Here is a 21,113-nt window from a genome sequence, read left to right as displayed (position 1 = left end):
GGATTGGATCAGAAGTAGCAGACCGTGGTATTGAAGGTCTTACGCAGGACATCTTTGGCGTCGTATACACGCACCACGCTATTCATCTGGGTGCCGAAGGTCAGGCCAGCAATGACCTTGCCGGTGAATTCGTTGTTCCCAGTCTTGAAACTGAATTTGTTGGGCAGTGCCTTGGCCTTGTCGGCCTGACAGTCCAGTGTGCGCTCAAAGGTCACCAGGCCACGCAGGTAGGTTCCCGCAGGAACATTCGTCACGATGGCGTAGGGCAGTGCGGCACTGCCGCCTCTGGCCTTGTCCAGGCTGGTTTCAATCTTGGCCTTGGCGTAGGGATCAACTGGGGTAGGCGTCGGAGTAGGCGTTGGGGTGGGCGCTGCGGTATCGCACACACTCAGAGCGATGTCGGGCTGGGTGACGGTCACGCCATCTGTCACTGGCCCACTGGCGACAAATGGCCCATTCCAGTTGACATTGCCATCGGAACGGGCGCACACCTTGTTCCCGGTCACCGTCTGGCCAGCGCTGCGGCTGGTAAAGCTGACTTCCCCCCTGTCCACACGGGGACTCCGGGGAATCGTCTGAGGAAAGCGGGGAGGCACGGCGACCGCTGCCCCGGAGGCGTCATCAATGTAGTTGAGGTTTAACGCCTCGCCGTACCGATTGACCGTGGAGCGCACCGTGGTCACAGCCACAACCGTCTTCGTACCCCCGCTCTCATCCGTGAACAGGGCCAGAATTCCCGTGACCTTGCCATTCACAGCAGCGCTGCTAGAAGTCACATCGACGATTTTGCTGGTGGTCACGAATTTGGGCATTGCTGGAGACGTGGTGGGCAGGGCAGGAGGCGTGGCAATGGATGAATCACAGAGCTGAATCGCCTGCCTGGACATGGGAATAGCCGGATCATTGGCTGGAGACACGTTGTAGGCAAAAGGGCCATTCCAGTTGATGGCAACGTTATAGGTGGCACAAAATCTACCCGTCGCCTGGGGATACAGGGTATCTACATAGGGCGACAGATCGGTGGCCGGAGCAGCTTCGAGCGAAGTCAGATCACTGATTTCATCTGTCACTTTCCCAGCGGAGTCAGTCACTCTGGTGACTTTGTTGACCTCACCGTAGTGGGGAACGGTGGAGGTGACTTTGAAAACTGTCGAGCGCAGGGGGCCGTCGCCGTAATCCGTGGTGACAAACTGCACGTTTAACGTGACTTCTCCCAGCGTGGCTCCACTGGCTGTTTTCACGGGAATCGTGATGGACTTCTGTGCAGTGACCGTATCGATGCTCTGCCCGGTCAGATCGACGATCTGCGCCCCAGGAGCGGGCGACTGGCTGCCCTGAACGGCGGGAACGCTGTTCTGACCGCACCCTGCAAGGAGCAACACCAGCGAGATGGACCCGGCCCAGACTTTCATTCGGTTCATACAGCCTCCAAGAAATGCACACGGCAGATTACACCTGGCGGGGCTGAATAGGATAAATTTCACAGCCCGGCGACAGGGGGGGGTGATGCCCCTATCGGATGAATACGCCACCCGGCGTCACGGTGCCCGTGGCCCCTGGCCTTTACACTGGACGGCTATGGAGCTTTTGCTTGACCTTCACCCCGACGCTTACCCGCTAGAAGGCTTCCGGCGCACGCAACTGCTGGAATGGGTCTACGTGCAGGGGGCGGGAACCTTTGACGGCATGAGCAACCTGCCCGCCGAGATGCGGGCCGAGCTGAGCGGGCAGTACCACCTCAACCCCTTCCGCGAGATCGAGACGGTTCGCAGCAGCGACGGCAGCGTCAAGTACCTGTTCACCCTGCAAGACGGGCGGCAGATGGAAGCGGTGTACATGCCGTACCTGGACCGCAAAACGGTCTGTGTCTCCACGATGGTGGGCTGCCCAGCCCGTTGCTCGTTCTGCGCGACGGGAGCGATGGGCTTCGGGCGCAACCTGACCCCCGGCGAGATCGTGGGGCAGGTGCTGGCGGTGGCCGGGGGCGAGGGTCTGGCCCCGCGCGAGCTGCGGAATCTGGTGTTCATGGGCATGGGCGAGGCGATGCTCAATTACGATCACACGATGGCGGCGGCGCGCATTCTGCTGCACCCACAGGCGCTGGGCATGAGCAAACGCCGCATTACGCTGTCCACGGTGGGCATCGCCAAGGGGATCACCCGGCTGGCTACCGAGGACGACCTGGGCCTCAAGCTGGCGATCAGCCTGCACGCGCCCGACGAGGAGACCCGCCAGCGCATCATTCCCACCGGGGCGGCCAATTCCATTGCCGAAATCATGGCGGCGGCGCGCGAGTATCAGGGCGTGACCGGGCGGCGCATCACCTTCGAGTACACCATGCTGCGCGGGGTCAACGACGCGGTGTGGCAGGCCGAGCTGCTGGCCGATCTGCTGCGCGGACTGGTCAGCCACGTCAACCTGATTCCCATGAATCCCTGGGACGGCAGCGGTTTCCAGAGTACCTCCGAGACCGATATTCAAAGCTTTTACGACACGCTGGAAGCGCGTGGTGTGGATGTCAGCGTGCGGCGTTCGCGCGGCAAGGATGCGGGCGCGGCCTGCGGGCAACTGGCCCTCAAGCGGCCCGGCGCGGTCAGCGGCAATTCAGTGCCTGGCCTGGGGGCGGCGCTCTAGCGCTGTCACCACAGGACCGCCGGGTCCCCCCACTGCCGTAAGAGTTATGGAAAAAGCCGGGTGCTACGCTGAGGGTGTTTTAACGACCTCAGGAGGCTCCCAGGTGAAGCAAAAATTACGTTTCAGCCGTTCCAGACGCGCTGCATTGACGGGCCTGCTGCCCGGCCTGCTGCTGAGTTTCGCAGGCAGCGGTTCGGCCCAGACCATGATCGACACCGTTACATCCGTCGGCATCCAGAACACTTTGAATTCGGCCACCACCATTCCCAAACTGCCGACGCTGCCCACAGCGGGCCAGAACGCGGCGGCTCAGAACGCGACGGCCCAGGGTGCCCCGGCACAGGCCACACCCGCCTCGACGGCTCCGTCATCGACCACTCCTCCCCCACCCGTCACCCCTCTGACCCCGGCTCAGCAGACAGGACTGGACAAGGCCCAGGCCGCCTACGACGCCAAGAATTATGCTCAGGCCCGCAGCGGTTTCGAGGCGCTGGTGGCGCAGAACTACGGTAATCCTGAACCTCACTTCGGGCTGGCGCTCTCCCTGCTGGCGCTGGGCAACGACAAGGGCGCGGCCTTTGAACTGCGGCAGTTCGTGACGCTGGCCCCGGACCGTTACGAGGGGCCGTACAACCTGGGCGTAATCGCGGGCCGGGGCGGGGACCACGCGGGGGCGCTGCAACTGTACGGACAGGCCGCCACCCTGATGGCGGGCAAGGCCAGCGCCTCGGCCCAGCGGCAGGTGCTGGAGGCGCTGGCCACCGAGCAAACCCGCATGGCCGACTTCACGGCCCTGAGCGCCACCCTGACCCAGATCACGGCGCTGGCCCCGGATGACCTGAACGCCGCCTACCGGCTGGCCCAGGCCCGCACGCTGGCCGGGCAGGGGGCCGAGGCGCTGCCGGGCCTGTACGCGCTGCTGCAAGCCGACGGCACCCGCATGGACGCAGCGCTGCTGCTGGCCGACATCTACATGGGTCAGGGACTGCCGGACCGCGCCGTGCGCGAGCTGGACGCCGCCGTGAAACGCGTGAAGAAGGCCAGCGAGCGTTCGGCGCTGCTGCTGCGCAAGGCCGATATCCTGGCCGCCGGGAACGATACCCGTGGGGCAGTGCTGGCCGCCAGCGCAGCAACTAAGGCCGATAAATACAATGCCAGGGCCTTTGCGCGCGAGGGCGAGCTGCGCGCACTTCGCAATGATCGGCCCGGCGCACAGGCCGCGTACCTGAACGCTGTGCGGCTGGCCCCAGACAATGCCATGTACCGCACCGCCCTGGCCGGAGTGCGCCTGACCCTGGGCCGCTTCGATGAGGCTGCCGCCGACAGCGCCCTGGCCCTGAAGCTGAAACCCGACGCGGCCACCTCGGCGCGGGCGCTGTACGTGCGGGGTATCGCCGCCTACCGCCAGAACCGCCTGCTGGACGCGGTGATCGCCCTCAAGGAAAGCCACAAGCGCGTTCCCAACGCCGACACCGCGCTGTGGCTGGGCCTGAGCTACTACGCCCAGCAGGATTACCCGGCAGCAGCGGGCGCACTGGCCGACAGCGTGCGCCTCAACCCCACGCCCACCGCCCGCACGAACCTGGCTTCCGCCCTGCTGGCCAGCGCCCGCTACCCTGAGGCTGAGGCCGTGCTGCGCGGTCTGGTCACCGAGGACCCCAAAGCCGCCGACGCATGGTACATGCTGGGGCTGGCGCAAAGGTCACAGCGCCAGGACGATCAGGCCAGGGTGTCGCTGAAGACGGCAGCCAACCTGGGCAGCAGCAAGGCCAAAGACGCCTTGAAGTAATAAAGTCGTGGCAACGGTGGCGGCGGGAGGGGAAAATCTGACCCTTCCCGCCGCCGTTTGCCGTGCTGCGCCGCAGGCCCTGGCCCTGCCCAGACCCAACGGTCCTCCATGAGCCTGCCGAATGCCCTGCCCACACGCTTTTTCTGTAAGCTGAGGCACGGCATTCACAACGTGGCCGCCGCTGTTTGGCGCAGCCCAGCACGGAAACAGGCCAATGCTGGAATTACGAAGAGGGGTTCAAGGGGGTTGTATGCGGGCAAACACGACAGAACACGGTCTCCCACGGGGGAATAAAGACATCACACCGCAGCGTCCTCGGTGCAGGGCAAGCGCCACGGCTGGACTGAACACGGCTGGGAGACCACTATGAGCAAACCTGCCTCCACCCGCCGCTGGCCCGACATTCTGATCGGGGTGCTGGTCCTGCTGCTGCTGGCCGGATTCGCCGCACTGTTGCTGGGCCAGCGCAAGACCGCTACCACCACCACGCCCACCGCCACGGCATCGGCCACCTCTGGCATTCCCGCTGCGCCAGGCACGGCGGAAAGCGCCACCACCCCGAATACGGAAACCACGGCCATCACGCCTCCTGCGGCAGACCCCGCACCAGCCGCCGATACGGGCAGCACGGCCACGGCACCTGCCGATACAGCACCCGCTGACACGGCACAGACCACACCAGCCGCCGACACCAGCACCGAGGCCCCGATCATTCCCGCCGCCCCCACATCACAGACGGCGCCCGACGCGGCAGCCAGCACGGACACCCCGCCAGCCGCCACACCGACGGCTGAGACCCCCACGCCACAGCCCGAAACCCCGCAGGCCCAGATCACCGAAACGCCTGCGGCCACCACTGTCACGCCCCGCAGCGGCGGAGCCGTCGCCACCAGCGAGAGCCGCACGCCCCTGCGCAGCGACTACCGCATCAGCCTGGGCAGCTTCGGCAGCGTGGGTACGGCCCAGAGCCGCACTGCGCCGGTCAGCACACTAGGGTACAGGGTCTACCCAATCGACCTGGGCAGTCAGGTGGTGGCGCAGGTCGGTCCCTTCGCCGACGAGGCCAGCGCCCGTCAGGCCCTGGGCGACATTCAGCGGGCCTACCCCGGCGCACTGCTGTACCCACCACGCGCCAAGGCCAGCACTGCGCCCAGCACGTCTGAGGGCAGCACTTCCACTTCTGGCAGCAGCTCCAGCAGCGCTCCTGCCGCCAGCCCAGCTCCGACCAGTAGCACCCCGACTGCTACCGAGGCACCCGCCTCTCCCGCTGGTCCGATCTACCTGCAAGTGGGGGCCTTCGACAGGGTGGAAAGCGCGCAGAAGATGGTGCAGCAATTGCGTGATCTGGGTTACGTGCCCACCGTCAATGCCCCCGATGGCCGCAAGGTCACGGTGGCGGTCGGCCCCTACACCGGCGACGCGCTGACCCGCACCGAGAAGCGGCTGGACGACAACAATCTGGACCACTTCCGGGTGCGCTGATGGCCGAGGTCCCCACTGCCGCCATCAGCCGTCTGGTCACCTACCTACGGATTCTGGAAGAACTGGAGACGCGGGACATCAGCCGCACCAGCAGCACCGATCTGGCCGAACGCGCCGGGGTAAGTGCTTTTCAGGTCCGCAAGGATCTGGCCTACTTCGGGCGCTTCGGCACGCGCGGCATGGGCTACACCGTGCCGATCCTCAAGCGCGAGCTGATGCGGGTGCTGGGCCTGAACCAGACCTGGAACGTGGTGATCGTGGGCGTGGGACGGCTGGGGCAGGCCATCGCCAACTATCCGGGAGCCAGCGACTATCAGTTTCAGTACGTGGGTCTGTTCGATGTCAGTCCCGAACTGGTGGGGCGGCAGGTCCGGGACCTGACCGTGCGCCACATCGGGGAACTGCGCGATTTCGTGCGGGAGAACAAGGTGGACATGGGCTTTCTGGCCGTGCCGCCCGAACGCGCCCAGGACGCCGCGCAAACGATGGTGACCGCCGGGGTGCGCGGCATCCTCAATTTTGCCCCAGTGGTGATCGGACCGCGTCCACCGGAAGGCCGTGTATCTGAGGGACGGGCTGAGGGCCGCTCTGTTGACGGACAGGCTCAGCAAGAAATTGGTGATGATTGGCGTGGTGTAATCGTCGAGAACGTCGATTTCCTGGCCGGGATGAAACGCCTGGCCTTTTACACCCTCAACCCCCACCTGAAAGATTCACCCGTCCCGGAGGACACTTGATGAAGAAATACGCCCTTCTGCTATTGGCTGGCCTGACCCTGAGTGCTTGCGGCAGCGCGCCCGGACAGATCACTGGCAATGGCAGGGTTTCTATTGGTGTGGCCGCTGGGGACGCCACTTCTTTTGTGACAGTGACCCGAGCATTCACACCTGCCAAGCCCGGAACGCCCGCCGTTCCTGGCACGCCCACCACCCCTGGAACCCCTGCTGTTCCTGGCACGCCTGAATCAGTGTCTTTTACCAACACTGCTCCCGGCGTTGTGAACTTCACGTTCATGACCCGTCCCGGTTCGGATGCGGTATACATCACGGGCTTTCGCATCACTCGCTACAACTTCAATGGACGGTTGCTTGCCGTCTCTGATGACATCAAGAAACTTGATATCTATGTTCCATCTGGTTACACCTGCCCCGAACGGGACAGCTTGCCCAATTATCAGTCCTGTCAACAGATCACCACCGATTTAAAGCTGCGCCCTGAAGTCCAGCCCGCCAACGGTCTGCCGATCAGCGGATTAAGCCTTGGTTTTGCCGCAGATCTGGTCTCTGAAGTGCAAAGAACTCTGGCAGGAGCCTCTAGTTCTGTGGATCTTGAATTCTTCGGCCAGAGCAGCAACGGTGCGTCAGTGGTTGTCAGCGCTACGAACATTCAAAGCACAGCATTTAGAGAGGGCAATTGAGACTGTAGAAACTCGACAAAAAAGAGAGGTGGAGGCCACAATCAGCCTCCACCTCTCTTTTTATAAACCTAGCCCTGCTTCAGAACTTGATGGTGTACTCCGCGAAGCCGTCCTCACGCGTCTTGAGCAACGTGGCTCCTGCCGGGGCAAACTTCTGGGCGTTGGGACTGCTGACGTACAGCAGCGTCGCACCGGGGATGGGTGTCAGCTTCCAGTTGCCGTCGGCGGTGGGGTTGACCGTCTTCTGCTCAGTGAAGTAGGCGATCAAGGCCTGCCGGGTCTCATCGGGCGACTCAAGCACGATGTTCTTGCCGTCCAGACCGGGGAACTTGCCGCCGCCACTGGCGCGGTAATTGTTGGTGGCAACAACGAACTTCTGGGCCGGGTCAATGGCCTTACCGCCAAACATCAGGTTCTTGATGCGGTGGGCGTCGGGGTTCACCAGCTTGGCGTCCATATCGTAACGGCTGGGCTGCGACACGTCGATCTCGTAGGTCACGCCGTCGATCACGTCGAAGTTGTAGGTTGGGAAGGCGTCGTTGACCAGCGGCTGCGGCTCAGTCTTCTTCGGATCAATCTGGTTGAACTGCCCAGCGCTGCGTTCCAGCCATTCCTGAAGCTGCGCGCCCGTGACCTCCACAGCCTGCACGGTGTTGGGGTAGACGTACAGGTCGGCCACGTTCTTGATCGCCAGCGTTCCGGCGGGAATGTCGGTGTAGTAGCTGGCCCCACCGCGTCCACCCGCTTTGAAGGGGGCAGCGGCGCTCAGCACCGGCAGATCCTTGTACTGGGTGTCGGCCAGCGCAGCCTTGACATAGGCGATCTGGGCACTTGCCACCAGTTGCACGCTGGGATCGTCCTGCACCAGCGCCCAGTAGGAGTTGATGGGCGTTGCCAGTTCAGCCACCTTGCCGCGCACGTAGGCCAGCGTGCCCTCGTGCGCCGCCTTGACGGCCTCCGCAATGGCGGGGTCCGGCGTGACCAGATTTTTCTTCGCGGCCTTGTCCCAGATGGGGCGCACGGCGGCCTTGCCCCCGGTCACCTTCCAGTTGTTGCCCTGGCGGGCCAGGGTCAGGTCCACGATGCCCAGATCGCTGCCCCAGAAGCTGGCCATCACGACGGGCTTGCCGTTGATGGTGCCGTTGGTGATGTCCGCGCCGGGGATGTCCTTGTAGACCGGGCCGGGGAATTCCTGATGGCTGTGGCCGCTGAGAACCACGTCGATGCCGTCGATCTTGGTCAGCTCGGTGGCGGCGTTCTCCTGGCCCGGCTGGTAGTCGGCGGCAATGCCGCTGTGGGCCACGGCCACGATGATGTCTGCGCCGCGCGCCTTCATCTCGGGCACGAATTTGCGGGCAGTTTCCACGATGTCGCGGGTGGTGAGTTTGCCGTCCAGATTGGCCTTGTCCCAATCGACGATCTGCGGGGGCAACAGGCCGATCACGCCCACGTTCAGGTAATACGGGCGGCCATAGGTGTCATAGACCAGCTTGCGCTGAATCAGGTACGGCGTGAAGGCGTTCTTGTCGTTGGCGGGGTTGCCGTCGCCGTCTTCTAGGTAGGTGTTGGCGCTGACGATGGGCATGGGCGCGGCGGCGATCACCTGCTTCAGGAAGGGCAGGCCGTAATTGAACTCGTGGTTGCCCAGGTTTCCCGCATCGTACTTCAGCAGGGCCATCGCGGCGTGCATGGGGTGCATCTGGCCCGGCTCCAGCGGCTTGACCTTGGCCACATAGTCGCCCAGCGGCGTGCCCTGGATCAGATCGCCGTTGTCGTAGAGCAGCGTATTGCGCTTTTCCTCGCGCGCCTGCTTGATCAGGGTGGCGGTGTACTCGAAGCCGAACTCGCCCGTGGGCTTGTCCTGGTAGTAGTCGTAGCCCAGCGCATTGGTATGCAGGTCGGTGGTTTCCAGAATACGGAGGTTGACCGTCTGCGCGCCCGCCGCGCCCAGACCGCCCAGCAGCAACGCCGCCATCAAAGCCAGAGAATTGTGTTTTTTCACGCCGTCCAGAATACGCCTCCCAGTCAGGGGCGTGTCTGTGACATGGAGGACGTAGACATGGCGAGCGCGCCCTGCCGCCTTACGCCAGATGCTCCGGCCCCAGCTCCCGCGCCGCGTGCGCCCCCAGCAGGCCCAGGGTCAGATCGAATTCAGCCACCACATTGCGGATGACCTCGGCCACGCCTGCCTCTCCGGCCAGGGCCAGACCGTAGGCGTAGGGGCGGCCCAGCAGCACCGCCCGCGCGCCCAGCGCCAACGCCTTCGCCACATCCGCGCCCGTGCGGACACCGCTGTCGAGCAGCACGGGCAAATCGCCTGCCGCCTCCACCACGCGCGGGAGCATCGTCAGGCTGCCCACCTCGCCGTCGATCTGGCGTCCGCCGTGGTTGCTGACGATCAGGCCGTCCATGCCGTGCCGGGCCGCCTCGCGGGCGTCGTCTGGGTGTAGGACGCCCTTGAGGAGAATGGGCAGATCAGTCCATTCCCGCAGCCGTGCGAGGTCATCCCACTGCAAATCGGGGCGGGTGTAGCTGGCCGTGAAGTGGGCCGCCGCCGCCCGCATCTGCGCCAGCGTCAGGCCAAACTTGCGGCCATGCATGGCGAGGCTGGCCGCTGTTTTCAGCAGGGCGGGCGAGGGCCGGGGCGAGGTGGCAGGCAGGTTCACACTGTCCAGGCGGGATCGAAAGTGCGCGTCCGTCAGATACTGGGCCAGGCCCTGCCCGCGCAGGAAGGGCAGATTGCCCAGGTCCAGATCGCGGGGACGCCAGCCCAGCAGCGTGGTATCCAGGGTCAGCACGATGGCCTGTGCGCCGCACGCCTCGGCCCGGCGCACGAAGGAGCGCGTGACTTCCTCGTCGGTGCCCCAGTACAACTGGAACCAGCGCGGCGCATCGCCCATCCCAGCGGCCACGTTTTCCATCGACTCGGATGCCTGCGAGGAGAAGATCAACGGCACGCCCAGCGCGGCGGCGGCACGGCCCACCGCCAGATCGGCCTCCGCGTGCGCCAGTTCCAGCACGCCCAGCGGGGCCAGCAGCACGGGGGCGGGGTAGGTGTGCCCGAACAGGTCCACGCTCAGATCCCGCGACGCCGAACCGCACAGACGGCGGGGCAACAGCTTCACTCCCGCGAAGGCGTCCAGGTTGGCCTGCATGGTGCGTTCCATCCCCGCGCCGCCCGCCAGATATGCAAAAGCCGGGGCGTCCAACTTGCGCCGCGCGGCCTTTCGCAGACCTTGAGGGTCCACGGGCACCAGAGGGCGAGTGCCGCCCAGCCCGTCCACGAAAATCTGCGTCTGACGGCTGCGGCCAGGACCGGGGCCAGAAGATTTGGGTTGTGACATGGGTGGAGTGTAGTGGGTGGGGGCCGTGGATCAACCTGCCAGACGGTTAAACAGTCCTCACAGACTCGCCGCCACCCGCGCGAACAGCTCTGGCACGGGCGGCACGGCCCCACCGTCTACCCAGCGGAAACGGCGGTCCTTGACGCTGCCGCCTGTCCCCACGCCCATACCACCGGGAAAGTGAGGGGTCAGATCCAAGGGTTCAGTGATTTCCGTTGCGTCAGGCAACACGTCCAGCGCGCAGTCCACCTGCCGCCCATGCCCAAAGTGCATCAGGTGAACCTGTCCGTCCATTTCCCAGGCAAAGCGGGCGGCCAGATCGGGCAGCTCAGCCAGTGAGCCGGGGGCCGAGACATGGCGGGCACTCAGACCGGGCCGCAGGCGCAGCGTGATTTTCAGCGCCTCGCCCAGCGCGCCAAAGCTGCCCACGAAGGGCCGGGTCAGGTCATAGCCCTGCACGTTCTTGACGGTCCGCCCACCCGCCCGCACCACGCGGCCAGACGGCGCACGGAAGGTCACGCCCAGCACCTCCGCGCCAAAAAAGAAGGTCTGCCCAAAGCCGCCACGCGAGACGAGGCCGCCCACGCCGCCGGGCAGTTCTACCGGGGGGAAAGGGGGATAGAGGCCAGAGGGCAGCGCCGCGTAGACCTCTAGCAGCCCGACTTCGCCAGAAACGGTCAGGGTCTGATCACCGGGAGAGATCTCAAGCATGGGTTTCATCCGGCAGAATTTTGCCTGGGTTTAAAGCACCCGACGGGTCCAGCGCGCGTTTGACGTTCCACAGGGCGGCCATGGTCTCGGCGTCCACTGCGTCGCGCATGAAGTCGCGTTTCATGGTGCCGATGCCGTGTTCGCCACTCAGCACGCCGCCGTGCCTCAGGGCGACGAGGGCGATTTCATGGGCCAGCGCGTGAACAGCTTCCTCTGACTCCTTACGCGGGTCAAAGAGGATGTTGGGGTGCAGGTTGCCGTCTCCAATGTGACCGAACTGCACCAGCTTGAAGCCCGAGGCGTCGCCCAGCGCCCGAATCTGACGAACCACTTCGGGCAGCACACTGCGCGGCACCACGATGTCCTCGTTCATGCGCTGCGGGCGGATGCGGCCCAGCGCGGGCGAAACGCTGCGGCGGGCCTGCCACAGTGCGGCGGCCTCGGCCTCGCCCTCGGCGCGGCGCACCACTCCTCCAGCTTCCAGACAGGCCGCTTCCACCAATGCACGTTCCACTTCCACGGTCTCCAGATCGTCGCCGTCGGTATCCACCAGCAGCACCGCCCCGGCGTCGCACGGCAGGCCCAGATGCAGGTAGTCCTCCACGGCATTTGTACATGCCTGATCCATGAATTCCAGCTTCCCTGGCACGGCCCCGGCGGCAATCGCGGCACTCACAGCCTCGGCAGCCTGACCGACTTCGGCGAAATGGGCCATCAGCGTGCGGGTGAATTTGGGCGGAGGTGTCAGGCGCAGGGTGGCGGAGGTGATCAAACCCAGTGTCCCCTCCGAGCCGATCAGCAGGCCAGCCAGATCGTAGGCATCCCGCTTGAGGGTATGGAGTTCGCCTTCCGCGTCCACGAAGTCCAGCGCGGTCACGTAATCGCCGGTCACCCCGTATTTGAAGCACAGCGGGCCACCCGCGTTCTCGCCCAGATTGCCGCCGATGGTGCTGGTCCGGAAGCTGGCAGGGTCCGGCGGGTAAATCAAGCCGTGGGGCCGCGCCGCATCGGTGACGGCCAGCGTAATGACGCCGGGCTGGGCAATAGCCTCCCGCCGTTCGGGGAAAATCTCCAGCTTTGTCATGCGGGTAAACGAGATCACCACGCTGGGCTGCATGGGGGCCGCGCCGCCGCTGAGGCCACTGGCCGCCCCGCGCCCCACAATGCGCACGCCTGCCCGCCGCGCAGCTTTAACCGTGGCGATCACGTCTTCGGTGCTTTCGGGCAACACCACAGCTAAGGGTGTAACCCCAAATTGAATCGCGTCAAAACGGTAGCTCAGGCGCTCGGCAAGACTGGACAACACCTTCTTTGGCCCCAGCAGCCGCATCAGCTCGGCGGCCAGCGCGTTATCGGCCCCACCCTTTGAGCGAGGCTTATGGGCGGGGGAATTGGTAGTCAGAGCGAGTTTCTCAGTGGTCATGGACAGCCTCCAGAGAATTCAACCCAAGGCTCAGTATTTGTTCTCAGACCCTCAGACCCTTTGACCCTTAGACCGCCCATTACAGCTCTCCCTGGTACGCCAGGTCCAGCACTTCCACCGTATGCATCACCGGAACCGGGCTGCCCTGGCGGCGCACATGGCTCTGAATCTGGGTGTGGCAGCCGATGTTGCCGCTGGCGATCAGGTCCGGCGTGGTGGACAGGATATGCCCGGCCTTGCGTGCGCCCAGTTGCCCGGCCAGTTCGGGCTGTTCCAGATTATATGTGCCAGCGCTGCCGCAGCACAGGTCACCTTCAGGGATTTCCACAATGCTCACGCCGGGAATCATTCGCAACAATTCACGCGGCGCAGACCGGACCTTCTGCGCGTGGGCCAGATGGCAGGCGTCGTGGTACGCGATCTTGAGGGGACGCGAGGCAGGCATGAACGGTTCCAATCCCTCCTCCCGCGCCAACGTTGCCAGATACTCGCTGATGTCCTGCACCTTGGCGGAGAAGGCTTTCGCACGCTCCTCGTCGTGCAGGCCGTGCAAGATGATCGGATATTCCTTGAGACCTGCGCCGCAGCCCGCCGCGTTGGAGAGGATGGCGTCGTACTCGTCGGGATTGAAGGCGTCCAGATTGGCACGCACCAGCCGGAGCGCCTCGTCCCGTGCCCCGGTGTGCAGCGCGGCGGCCCCACAGCAGCCCTGGCCGTCTGGAATCACGACTTCAATGCCATTGCGGGCCAGCACGCGCAGGGTAGCGGCGTTGAAATTGGGCGCGAGGGCCTGCTGGGCACACCCGGTCAGAAACGCCACCCGGCCCCGGCGCTGGCCCTGGGCGGGCGTGACCCTGGGGCTGGGCTGCATGGCCGGAACGTGTTCGGGCAGCAGGTCCAGCGGCCCACGCAACGCGGCAGGCAGCACGGGCGCGAGCGGCTTGGCATACTGACCGACGCGTGCAGCCACGCTAAACAGCTTCGGGGCGGGCAGGGCTTTCAGGATGGCGTAACGCTTGGCTTTATCCAGCGGCGAGCGCTGCCGCTGCGGTTCGCTCCAGCCGCGAAAACTGGTGATCAGTTCTCCGTAGGGCACGCCGCTGGGGCAGGCCGTCACGCACGCCTGACAGCCCAGGCAGCGGTCCAGGTGCGGCGCGGCATTCAGCAGGTCCAGGCCGCCTTCCAGCACCTCTTTCATCAGCACGATGCGCCCGCGTGGGCTGTCCATCTCGTCGCCCAGCAGCGCGTAGGTGGGGCAGGCGGGCAGGCAGAAACCGCAATGCACGCAGGCGTCCACGGCGTGCGCCATGACCTCGCCCTGCGGCCCCAGCGCCTGCACAGGAATGTCGTTGTTCACCAGAATTGCCTCACGGGCACAGCATATAGGCATGGGCCGGGGGCGAAGGTCATGCAGGGCGCGAAAGGGCTAGAAGTGGAGCGCGGCGCATTCCCTCAGTTGCTCAGAAATCCCCCGTCCACCGGCAGCATGACTCCGTTGACCATGCCCGCCGCGTCGCTGAGCAGGTATGCCACGGCCTGCGCCACGTCGCGCGGCTGGGCAAAACGGCCCAGGGGAATACGCGAAAGCATCGGGGCACTTTTTACTGGGTCACCCCAGGCCATCGCGCCCATCGGCGTCAGGGTGACGGTAGGATTCACAGCATTAACGCGGATACCGTGCGGCCCCAGCTCAATCGCCATCACACGAGTCAGTTGGTCCAGTGCGCCCTTTGAAGCGCAGTAGGCGGCGTGGTTGGGCAGGCCCACGGAAGACGACTGGCTGGACACGTTGACGATTGCGCCCGCCGCCCCACGCCCGATCAATCCGCGCGCCACCACCTGACCCACGATCATGGCCGCGCGAACGTTGACCGCCTGCGTCTGGTCAAAGGCTTCGGGCGTGGTGTCCAGAAAAGATTGCAGGATAGAGATGCCCGCGTTGTTCACCAGCAGATCAACTGGCCCGGCTTCCTCAGCAGCGTGACGGGCGGCTTCAGCATCGGCCAGATCGGCAACAATTACCTCGCAGCCCGTTTCAGCGCTCAGGCTTTCCAGATCGCCCGCGTCGCGGCTGATGGCCACCACTTCCGCGCCGCATCCGGCCAGTAACGCCACGATTTCGCGGCCAATGCCCTTGCCTGCGCCCGTGACCAGCGCGCGGCATCCAGAGAAATCAAAGTGCGTCCTGGCTACTGGCTGGGTTAAGGTCATGCCGCCATTGTGCCGTTTCGGGCATTCAGGCCAGCTCAAGACGGGTTTGTGAATCAGTTCAAGATATAAAGCATCAGAAAGGCGCAGACTGGGAAGTATGAACTCCTCTCCCCTGCCCCTCTCTGTCCTTGATCTGGTGCCCATTCCCTCCGGTTCGGATGCCACCACGGCACTGCGCGAATCCCTGCGGCTGGCGCAACACGCCGAGGACCTGGGTTACGAACGTTACTGGGTGGCCGAACACCACAACATGGGCGCGGTGGCCTCGTCCGTGCCACTGGCCGTGCTGGCCGCAGCCTCGCAGGTGACCCGCCGTATTCGTCTTGGGTCCGGCGGGGTAATGCTGCCCAACCATGCGCCGCTGGCCGTGGCGGAAGGCTACCGCCTGCTCTCGGCGCTGGCCCCGGACCGGGTTGATCTGGGACTGGGCCGCGCACCGGGCACCGATGGCCGCACCGCCAGAGCGCTCCGGGGCGCATCCGGTTTGATGGAAGAGTCCTTTGAGCGGCAACTCTCGGAGTTAATTGCCTTCGGCACAGGCAACTTCCCGGCAGGCCATCCTTTCGCCGGAACGGTGGCAGCCCCGGCGGGCGACGGCCTGTTTCCGCCGCTGTGGCTGCTGTCCAGCAGCGGCTACGGCGCGCATGTGGCGGCACAGATCGGTGCGGGGCTGGCCTTCGCATGGCACATCAACCCTGATACGGCGGGGGCAGCGGCGGCAGCCCAGGCGTACCGCGCGGCCTTCCAGCCCTCGCCCACCTTTCCGAAGCCCCAGGTGATCGTCGCCGCCAACGTGATCTGCGCCCCCACCCACGCCGAGGCCGAGGAACTGAGCCTGTCCCTGGGCCTGATGTTCCTGCGCCTGACACGCGGCGAGGTGGCCTCCTTCCCCAGCGTGCAGGAAGCCCGCGATTATCCGTACACCCCGCAGGAACGCGCCGTGGCCGAGGCATCCCGCGCCCGCGCCATCGTGGGCGATCCGGCAGAGGTGGCCGCCCGCCTGCACCGTCTGGCCGAGGACATTGGGGCCGATGAACTGATCCTGACCACCATGACCCACGATCCGGCGGCGCGGCGGCGGTCCTACGCGCTGGTCATGGAGGCGATGCGCGAGGGCGTGGAGGTGGCGGCGGACTGACCGACAAACCCGCCGCCACCAACGCGAAAATCCCCCGCCCACATCAGGACGGGGGATTGAGTTCAGGACGCTTTACTTCACGAACAGCATCTGGCGGTAGGTGGGCAGCGGCCACAGCTTGAAGTCGATCAGGTTTTCCAGCCGGTCGGCGTAGGCCCGGACCTCGTTCATGGCAGGCAGCACAGCGTCACGCATGTGGTGCGCTTTCTCGTGGATCTCCTCGCCGCCCAGGGCGTCATTCTGCTCGCGCAGGACTTGCAGGGCGTCGTAGAGCTTGTCCGTGACCTCGCCCACTTCTTTGCTCACGCCAGCGGCGGCGCGGCTGCTTTCCGGCACGTTTTTCAGGGCGGCCAGATAGCTCAGGGCAGCGGGCAGGATCTGACGCTGCGCCATGTACTCGGTGGTTTCGCCCTCAATGTTCACGGTCTTGAAATAGATGTCGTACATGATTTCCTGACGGGCCGCCAGTTCACGGTCATTCAGGATGGCCAGCCTGCCGAACAGCTCGATGTTCTTGGGGCTGTGCAACTGTTCCACGGCGTCCAGAGCGGTCCGCAGGTTCAGCAGGCCGCGCTCGTGTTCGGCCTCGTGGTGCCATTCGTCGCTGTAGCCGTCGCCGTCGAACACGATCCGCTTGTGCTTGGTGTACGTTTCGCGCACCTGTTCGGCCAGGGCCACGCTCAGTTCCTTGCCGCTGTCCAGCTTGGTCTGGAGGTCTTCTACCAGGTGGCCCACCGAATCCGCGACGATGGCGTTCATCACGGTAATGGGAAAGGAGATGCTCTGCGAGCTGCCCACCGCGCGGAACTCGAATTTGTTGCCAGTGAACGCAAAGGGGCTGGTGCGGTTGCGGTCCCCGGCGTGAATCGGGATTTCAGGCAGAACGCGGCTGCCCAGGCCCATCAGCCCCGCCGCCTTGCCGCGTCCGCCCTGCCCGCTGGCCAGGCGCTCGTAGATGTCGCTCAGCTCGCTGCCCAGAAAGATGCTGATGATCGCGGGCGGGGCCTCGGCAGCTCCCAGGCGGTGATCGTTGCTGGCGCTGGCCACGCAGGCGCGCAGCAGGTCCTGATGCTCATCCACGGCCTTTAATACGGCAGAGGTAAAGAACAGGAACTGCATGTTCTCGTCGGGGGTCTCGCCAGGGTCCAGCAGGTTCTCGCCCGCGTCGGTGGCCATGCTCCAGTTGCAGTGCTTGCCGCTGCCGTTGATCCCGGCAAAGGGTTTCTCGTGCATCAGGCAGACCAGACCGTACTTGCGGGCGGTACTCCGCAGCACCTGCATCATCAGTTGCTGGTGATCGGCGGCGATGTTGCTGTCCTCGAAGATCGGGGCCACCTCAAATTGACCGGGGGCCACCTCGTTGTGGCGGGTCTTGACCGGAATGCCCAGCGCGTACAGTTGCATCTCGGCGTCGGTCATGAAGCTCAGGATGCGGTCCGGGATCGCGCCGAAGTAATGGTCCTCCAGCTCCTGCCCACGCGGGGGCTTCGCGCCGAACAGCGTGCGCCCGCTCATCACCAGATCGGGGCGGCGGTAGTAGAACTCCTCGGCAATCAGGAAGTATTCCTGCTCCGCGCCCAGGCTGCTGGTCACGCGGGTGCCCTCGGACGCGCCGAACAGCTTGAGGGCCGGGGTCACGGCCTTGTTCAGCGCCTCGATGGAGCGCAGCAGCGGAATCTTGAGGTCCAGCGCCTCACCCTTCCAGGACGCGAACACGCTGGGGATGCACAGCGTCGCGCCGTTGGCGTGCCGGATGACAAAGGCCGGTGACGAGGGGTCCCACGCGGTGTAGCCGCGCGCCTCGAAGGTGGCCCGCAAGCCCCCCGAGGGAAAGCTGGAGGCGTCCGGTTCGGCCTGGATCAGCTCTTTGCCCGAAAAGGACATGATTGCCACGCCGTCTCCGGCAGGGTTCAGGAAAGAGTCGTGCTTCTCGGCGGTGCCTCCGGTCAGCGGCTGGAACCAGTGGGTGTAATGCGTCGCGCCCATTTCCATGGCCCAGGTCTTCATGGCCAGCGCCACGGTGTCGGCAATGCTGGGGTCCAGCGTCTCGCCGCGCTCGGCGGTGGCCTGGAGGCTCTTGTACGCACTCTTGCTCATGCGGGTCTTGAGCTGGTCCACCGTCAGCACGTCACTGGCGAACTTCTCGGTCACCAGTTCGCTGGGCGTGGGCTGCGCGGTGGCCTCCACACGCCAGTTGCGGGCCGCCGAGTTGACATCGAAATCCTGATTGTTGCCCGTCTGAGTCATAGTCGCTCCCCCTGGTGCAGACCAGAAACAAGCGGACGCAGGGCCTGGTCGCATCCCGGCTCCTGTGGCGTCCGCCGCTGATCTGTCATCGGCAGTGAGTATACGGGGAGACCGGAAGACGGGTCAACGCGCTTCTCTGAACAAGCTGCCATATTGACGGGCAGAGGCCGCAGCAACTTCCCGATCCTCTGCAATCTGTCACTGTATATATGGCCGTGTGGCCTGCTCTATCAGCACGGATTGCAAAATGGCTCCGGGCCTGCCAGTTCACCCGTTTATATAAACTGTCCCGTTAGGCTTCTGGCACAGTTTTTCAGGCCCTGCGGCGGCCCCTCATACAACACCTCACCTCCGGCGCTGCCGCCCTCTGGCCCCAGATCGATGACCCAGTCGGCCTGCCGGATCACGTCCAGATGGTGTTCGATTAGTAAGACGGTATTCCCGCTGTCCACCAGCCGGTCGATCAGGCGCGTCAGCATCCCGATGTCCGAGAGGTGCAGCCCGGTGGTGGGTTCGTCCATCACGTAGACGCTGCCCTTCTTGTGCAGTTCCCCGGCGAGCTTGAGGCGCTGGCCCTCGCCGCCCGACACGGTGCTGAGGGGCTGGCCCAGCTTCAGGTAGCCCAGGCCCACGTCGTTCATGGCCTGCAAGACGGCGCGAATTTTCTTCTCGGTGAAGAACGCGAGTGCCTGTTCCGCCGTCATCTCCAGCACGTCGGCAATCGACTGGCCGCGCAGATGGTAGGCCAGCACTTCCTCCTTGAAGCGTTTGCCCCCGCAGACCTCGCACACGGAGGTCATGCCTTCCATAAAGGCCAGATCGGTGTAGATCACGCCCAAGCCGCTGCACTCGGGGCAGCTTCCTTCCGAATTGAAGCTGAACAGCGAGGCGCTCACGCCGTTCGCTTTGGCAAACGCCTTGCGAATGTCATCCATGATCCCGGTGTAGGTGGCCGGGGCCGAGCGGCTGTTGGCGGTCACGCGCGACTGATCGATCACAACTGAGCCAGGGTGCTGCGCCAGAAACACGTCGTTGATCAGCGAACTCTTGCCCGATCCGGCCACGCCCGTCACCACCGTCAGCACGCCAGTTGGAATATCCACGGTCACGTTTTTGAGGTTGTGCAGGCTGGCGTTCCTGACGGTCAGGTGGCCCGTCGCCCCGCGCACCTTCTCCTTGATCGGTAGATGCTGGCTCAGGAACTTTCCAGTCAGGGTATCGGCCTTTTGCAACTCTGCGTAACTGCCCTCGAAGACCACCTGACCGCCGTGCGTCCCAGCCCCCGGCCCGATATCCACGACATGATCGGCTTCCCGGATCACGTCCGGGTCATGCTCCACCACCAGCACGGTGTTGCCCTTATCACGCAGCTTTCGCAGCAGCCCGGTCAGGCGGGCCACGTCGCGGGCGTGCAGGCCCACGCTGGGTTCGTCCAGGATGTACAGCATGTCGGTCAGGCTATTGCCCAGATGCCGGATCATCTTGAGCCGCTGCGACTCACCCCCCGACAGCGTGGACGTTTCGCGGCTCAGGCTCAGGTAGCCCAGCCCGATCTCCACCAGATGGTGCAGGCGTTCGGTCAGGTGACCCGCCACCCGCGCCGCCGCCGGATCGCTCAGGCGGTCCAGAAAGGCGATCAGGTCCGTGATTTCCAGCGCCGAGACGTCCGCGATGTTCTGGCTGTCAATGCGGCAGTTCAGCGCCGCCCCGTTCAGCCGTGCGCCGTGGCACACCGGGCAGGTCTGGGACGTGGTGAACTGCTCAAAAATGGTTCTGGCACGCCCGGACATGGCCGCCGCGTCCTTCTTGAGGTACATGCGGGTGAAGCGCTCGATCAGGCCCTCGTACTTCAGGTTGAAATCGGTAAAGGCCACCTTGTGATTGCCCGCGCCGTACAGCAGGATTTTCAATTCTTCCGGCGTGTACTGGTCTATCGGCTTGTCATTGTCGAAGAACCCAGACTGCGCGTAGGTTTTCCAGGTCCAGTGGCTCCCAACCTTGAATTCAGGGTGCAGAATCGCACCGCCGTTCAGCGACAGGCTGCGGTCCAGAAACCTTTCCATATCAAGCTGCACAGTCTTGCCAATGCCCTCGCATTCGGGGCACATGCCGTGCGGCGTGTTGAACGAGAAGGCGAAGGCGGGTCCGGCGGAGGGCTGGCCGAAGCGCGAGAACAGCAGGCGCAGTGGCGCGGCGATATCGGTGTAAGTGCCCGCCGTGGAGCGAGAGCCGCCGCCCACCCGCTTCTGATCGATGATGATCGGCGCGTTCAGATTCTCGATGCGGTCCACGTCCGGCTGCCCGTAGTGCGGCAAAAAGCCCTGCACGAAGGCCGTGAAGGTCTCGTTGAGCTGCCGCTGCGCCTCGGCGGCGATGGTGTTGAAAACGAGTGACGACTTACCGGACCCCGAAACGCCGGTAAACACCGTGATCTGACCTTTGGGAATGTGCAGCGAAACGTCTCGCAGGTTGTTCTCGTGTGCGCCGTACACTTCGATGTATTGCCGCTGGATCGCTTGCCGCTGGGTCATGGATGGGCCTCCTGAGATCTCCAGACTCTCTGAGATTCATGTGTAAACCGTTCCATAACAAGTTCATCTGGTCTTAACTTTTGCTTCCTGCTGGCGTCTTTCGCTGCCCCACATCCACACCAGAAGCACCCCCTCACCTTCCCCCCTGGCCCCGGCCCCGTTACCCTGAGTTCAGAACGTCCCTGG

Annotated in this window: 15 protein-coding genes; 6 read left to right on the top strand and 9 right to left on the bottom strand. The window is 64.6% G+C overall.

Going from position 1 to position 21,113, the window contains the following annotated elements; genetic code table 11:
• Nucleotides 1-8: 8 nt before the first annotated feature.
• Nucleotides 9-1,421, bottom strand: coding sequence for a hypothetical protein (locus DAAJ005_RS07895; protein WP_151846639.1), 1,413 nt, complete (start codon nucleotides 1,419-1,421; stop codon nucleotides 9-11).
• Nucleotides 1,422-1,578: 157 nt separating this feature from the next.
• On the opposite strand from DAAJ005_RS07895, the gene rlmN reads away from it, so the two are divergent.
• The 5 genes from rlmN (at nucleotide 1,579) to DAAJ005_RS18905 (ending at nucleotide 7,322) form a co-directional block, all read left to right on the top strand.
• Nucleotides 1,579-2,634, top strand: coding sequence for a 23S rRNA (adenine(2503)-C(2))-methyltransferase RlmN (rlmN, locus tag DAAJ005_RS07890; RefSeq protein WP_151846638.1), 1,056 nt, complete (start codon nucleotides 1,579-1,581; stop codon nucleotides 2,632-2,634).
• A gap of 103 nt (nucleotides 2,635-2,737) precedes the next feature.
• The gene (locus tag DAAJ005_RS07885) at nucleotides 2,738-4,423 is read left to right on the top strand and encodes a tetratricopeptide repeat protein (RefSeq protein ID WP_226342634.1); all 1,686 of its coding nucleotides are present in this window, start codon (nucleotides 2,738-2,740) and stop codon (nucleotides 4,421-4,423) included.
• Between the two features lie 366 nt (nucleotides 4,424-4,789).
• Nucleotides 4,790-5,905 carry an SPOR domain-containing protein gene (locus DAAJ005_RS07880; RefSeq protein WP_151846636.1) on the top strand — a complete coding sequence of 372 codons (1,116 nt, stop codon included), beginning with the start codon at nucleotides 4,790-4,792 and terminating at the stop codon, nucleotides 5,903-5,905.
• The gene (locus tag DAAJ005_RS07875) at nucleotides 5,905-6,642 is read left to right on the top strand and encodes a redox-sensing transcriptional repressor Rex (RefSeq protein ID WP_151846635.1); all 738 of its coding nucleotides are present in this window, start codon (nucleotides 5,905-5,907) and stop codon (nucleotides 6,640-6,642) included. The genes DAAJ005_RS07880 and DAAJ005_RS07875 overlap by 1 nt, the downstream gene beginning before the upstream one ends.
• Nucleotides 6,642-7,322 carry a hypothetical protein gene (locus DAAJ005_RS18905; RefSeq protein WP_192930900.1) on the top strand — a complete coding sequence of 227 codons (681 nt, stop codon included), beginning with the start codon at nucleotides 6,642-6,644 and terminating at the stop codon, nucleotides 7,320-7,322. Before DAAJ005_RS07875 ends, DAAJ005_RS18905 begins: the two co-directional genes overlap by 1 nt.
• Before the next feature lie 79 nt (nucleotides 7,323-7,401).
• Here the strand turns inward: DAAJ005_RS18905 and cpdB are convergent, their stop codons facing one another.
• The 6 genes from cpdB to DAAJ005_RS07835 all read right to left on the bottom strand — a co-directional run bounded on the left by cpdB (nucleotide 7,402) and on the right by DAAJ005_RS07835 (nucleotide 15,011).
• Nucleotides 7,402-9,297 (bottom strand): 2',3'-cyclic-nucleotide 2'-phosphodiesterase, encoded by a 1,896-nt coding sequence (cpdB, locus tag DAAJ005_RS07860; RefSeq protein ID WP_151848455.1) that lies wholly within the window; start codon nucleotides 9,295-9,297, stop codon nucleotides 7,402-7,404.
• A 106-nt stretch (nucleotides 9,298-9,403) separates the two neighbouring features.
• Nucleotides 9,404-10,666, bottom strand: a complete 1,263-nt coding sequence (locus DAAJ005_RS07855) for an alpha-hydroxy-acid oxidizing protein (protein WP_151846632.1) — start codon at nucleotides 10,664-10,666, stop codon at nucleotides 9,404-9,406.
• A 57-nt stretch (nucleotides 10,667-10,723) separates the two neighbouring features.
• A complete protein-coding gene (locus DAAJ005_RS07850; protein WP_151846631.1) occupies nucleotides 10,724-11,386 on the bottom strand; it encodes an FAD-binding oxidoreductase in 663 nt (220 codons plus the stop codon).
• Complete coding sequence (locus DAAJ005_RS07845) at nucleotides 11,370-12,800, bottom strand: FAD-binding oxidoreductase (RefSeq protein ID WP_151846630.1); 1,431 nt, start codon at nucleotides 12,798-12,800, stop codon at nucleotides 11,370-11,372. The genes DAAJ005_RS07850 and DAAJ005_RS07845 overlap by 17 nt, the downstream gene beginning before the upstream one ends.
• A 79-nt stretch (nucleotides 12,801-12,879) precedes the next feature.
• The gene (gene glcF / locus DAAJ005_RS07840; RefSeq protein ID WP_151846629.1) at nucleotides 12,880-14,157 is read right to left on the bottom strand and encodes a glycolate oxidase subunit GlcF; all 1,278 of its coding nucleotides are present in this window, start codon (nucleotides 14,155-14,157) and stop codon (nucleotides 12,880-12,882) included.
• A 95-nt stretch (nucleotides 14,158-14,252) separates the two neighbouring features.
• Nucleotides 14,253-15,011, bottom strand: a complete 759-nt coding sequence (locus DAAJ005_RS07835; RefSeq protein ID WP_151846628.1) for an SDR family oxidoreductase — start codon at nucleotides 15,009-15,011, stop codon at nucleotides 14,253-14,255.
• A 97-nt stretch (nucleotides 15,012-15,108) separates the two neighbouring features.
• On the opposite strand from DAAJ005_RS07835, the gene DAAJ005_RS07830 reads away from it, so the two are divergent.
• Nucleotides 15,109-16,149 (top strand): LLM class flavin-dependent oxidoreductase, encoded by a 1,041-nt coding sequence (locus tag DAAJ005_RS07830; RefSeq protein WP_151846627.1) that lies wholly within the window; start codon nucleotides 15,109-15,111, stop codon nucleotides 16,147-16,149.
• Between the two features lie 72 nt (nucleotides 16,150-16,221).
• Here the strand turns inward: DAAJ005_RS07830 and DAAJ005_RS07825 are convergent, their stop codons facing one another.
• On the bottom strand, nucleotides 16,222-18,396 hold the full coding sequence (locus DAAJ005_RS07825) for a glutamine synthetase III (protein WP_151846626.1): 2,175 nt from the start codon (nucleotides 18,394-18,396) through the stop codon (nucleotides 16,222-16,224).
• Nucleotides 18,397-18,671: 275 nt separating this feature from the next.
• The gene (locus DAAJ005_RS07820) at nucleotides 18,672-20,927 is read right to left on the bottom strand and encodes an excinuclease ABC subunit UvrA (protein ID WP_226342633.1); all 2,256 of its coding nucleotides are present in this window, start codon (nucleotides 20,925-20,927) and stop codon (nucleotides 18,672-18,674) included.
• Between the last annotated feature and the right edge of the window lie 186 nt (nucleotides 20,928-21,113).

Source organism: Deinococcus sp. AJ005, assembly GCF_009017495.1.
Classification (GTDB): Bacteria; Deinococcota; Deinococci; order Deinococcales; family Deinococcaceae; genus Deinococcus.
The sequence above is the reverse complement of the archived record's forward strand: the minus strand, read 5'-3'. Positions and strand labels throughout refer to the sequence as shown.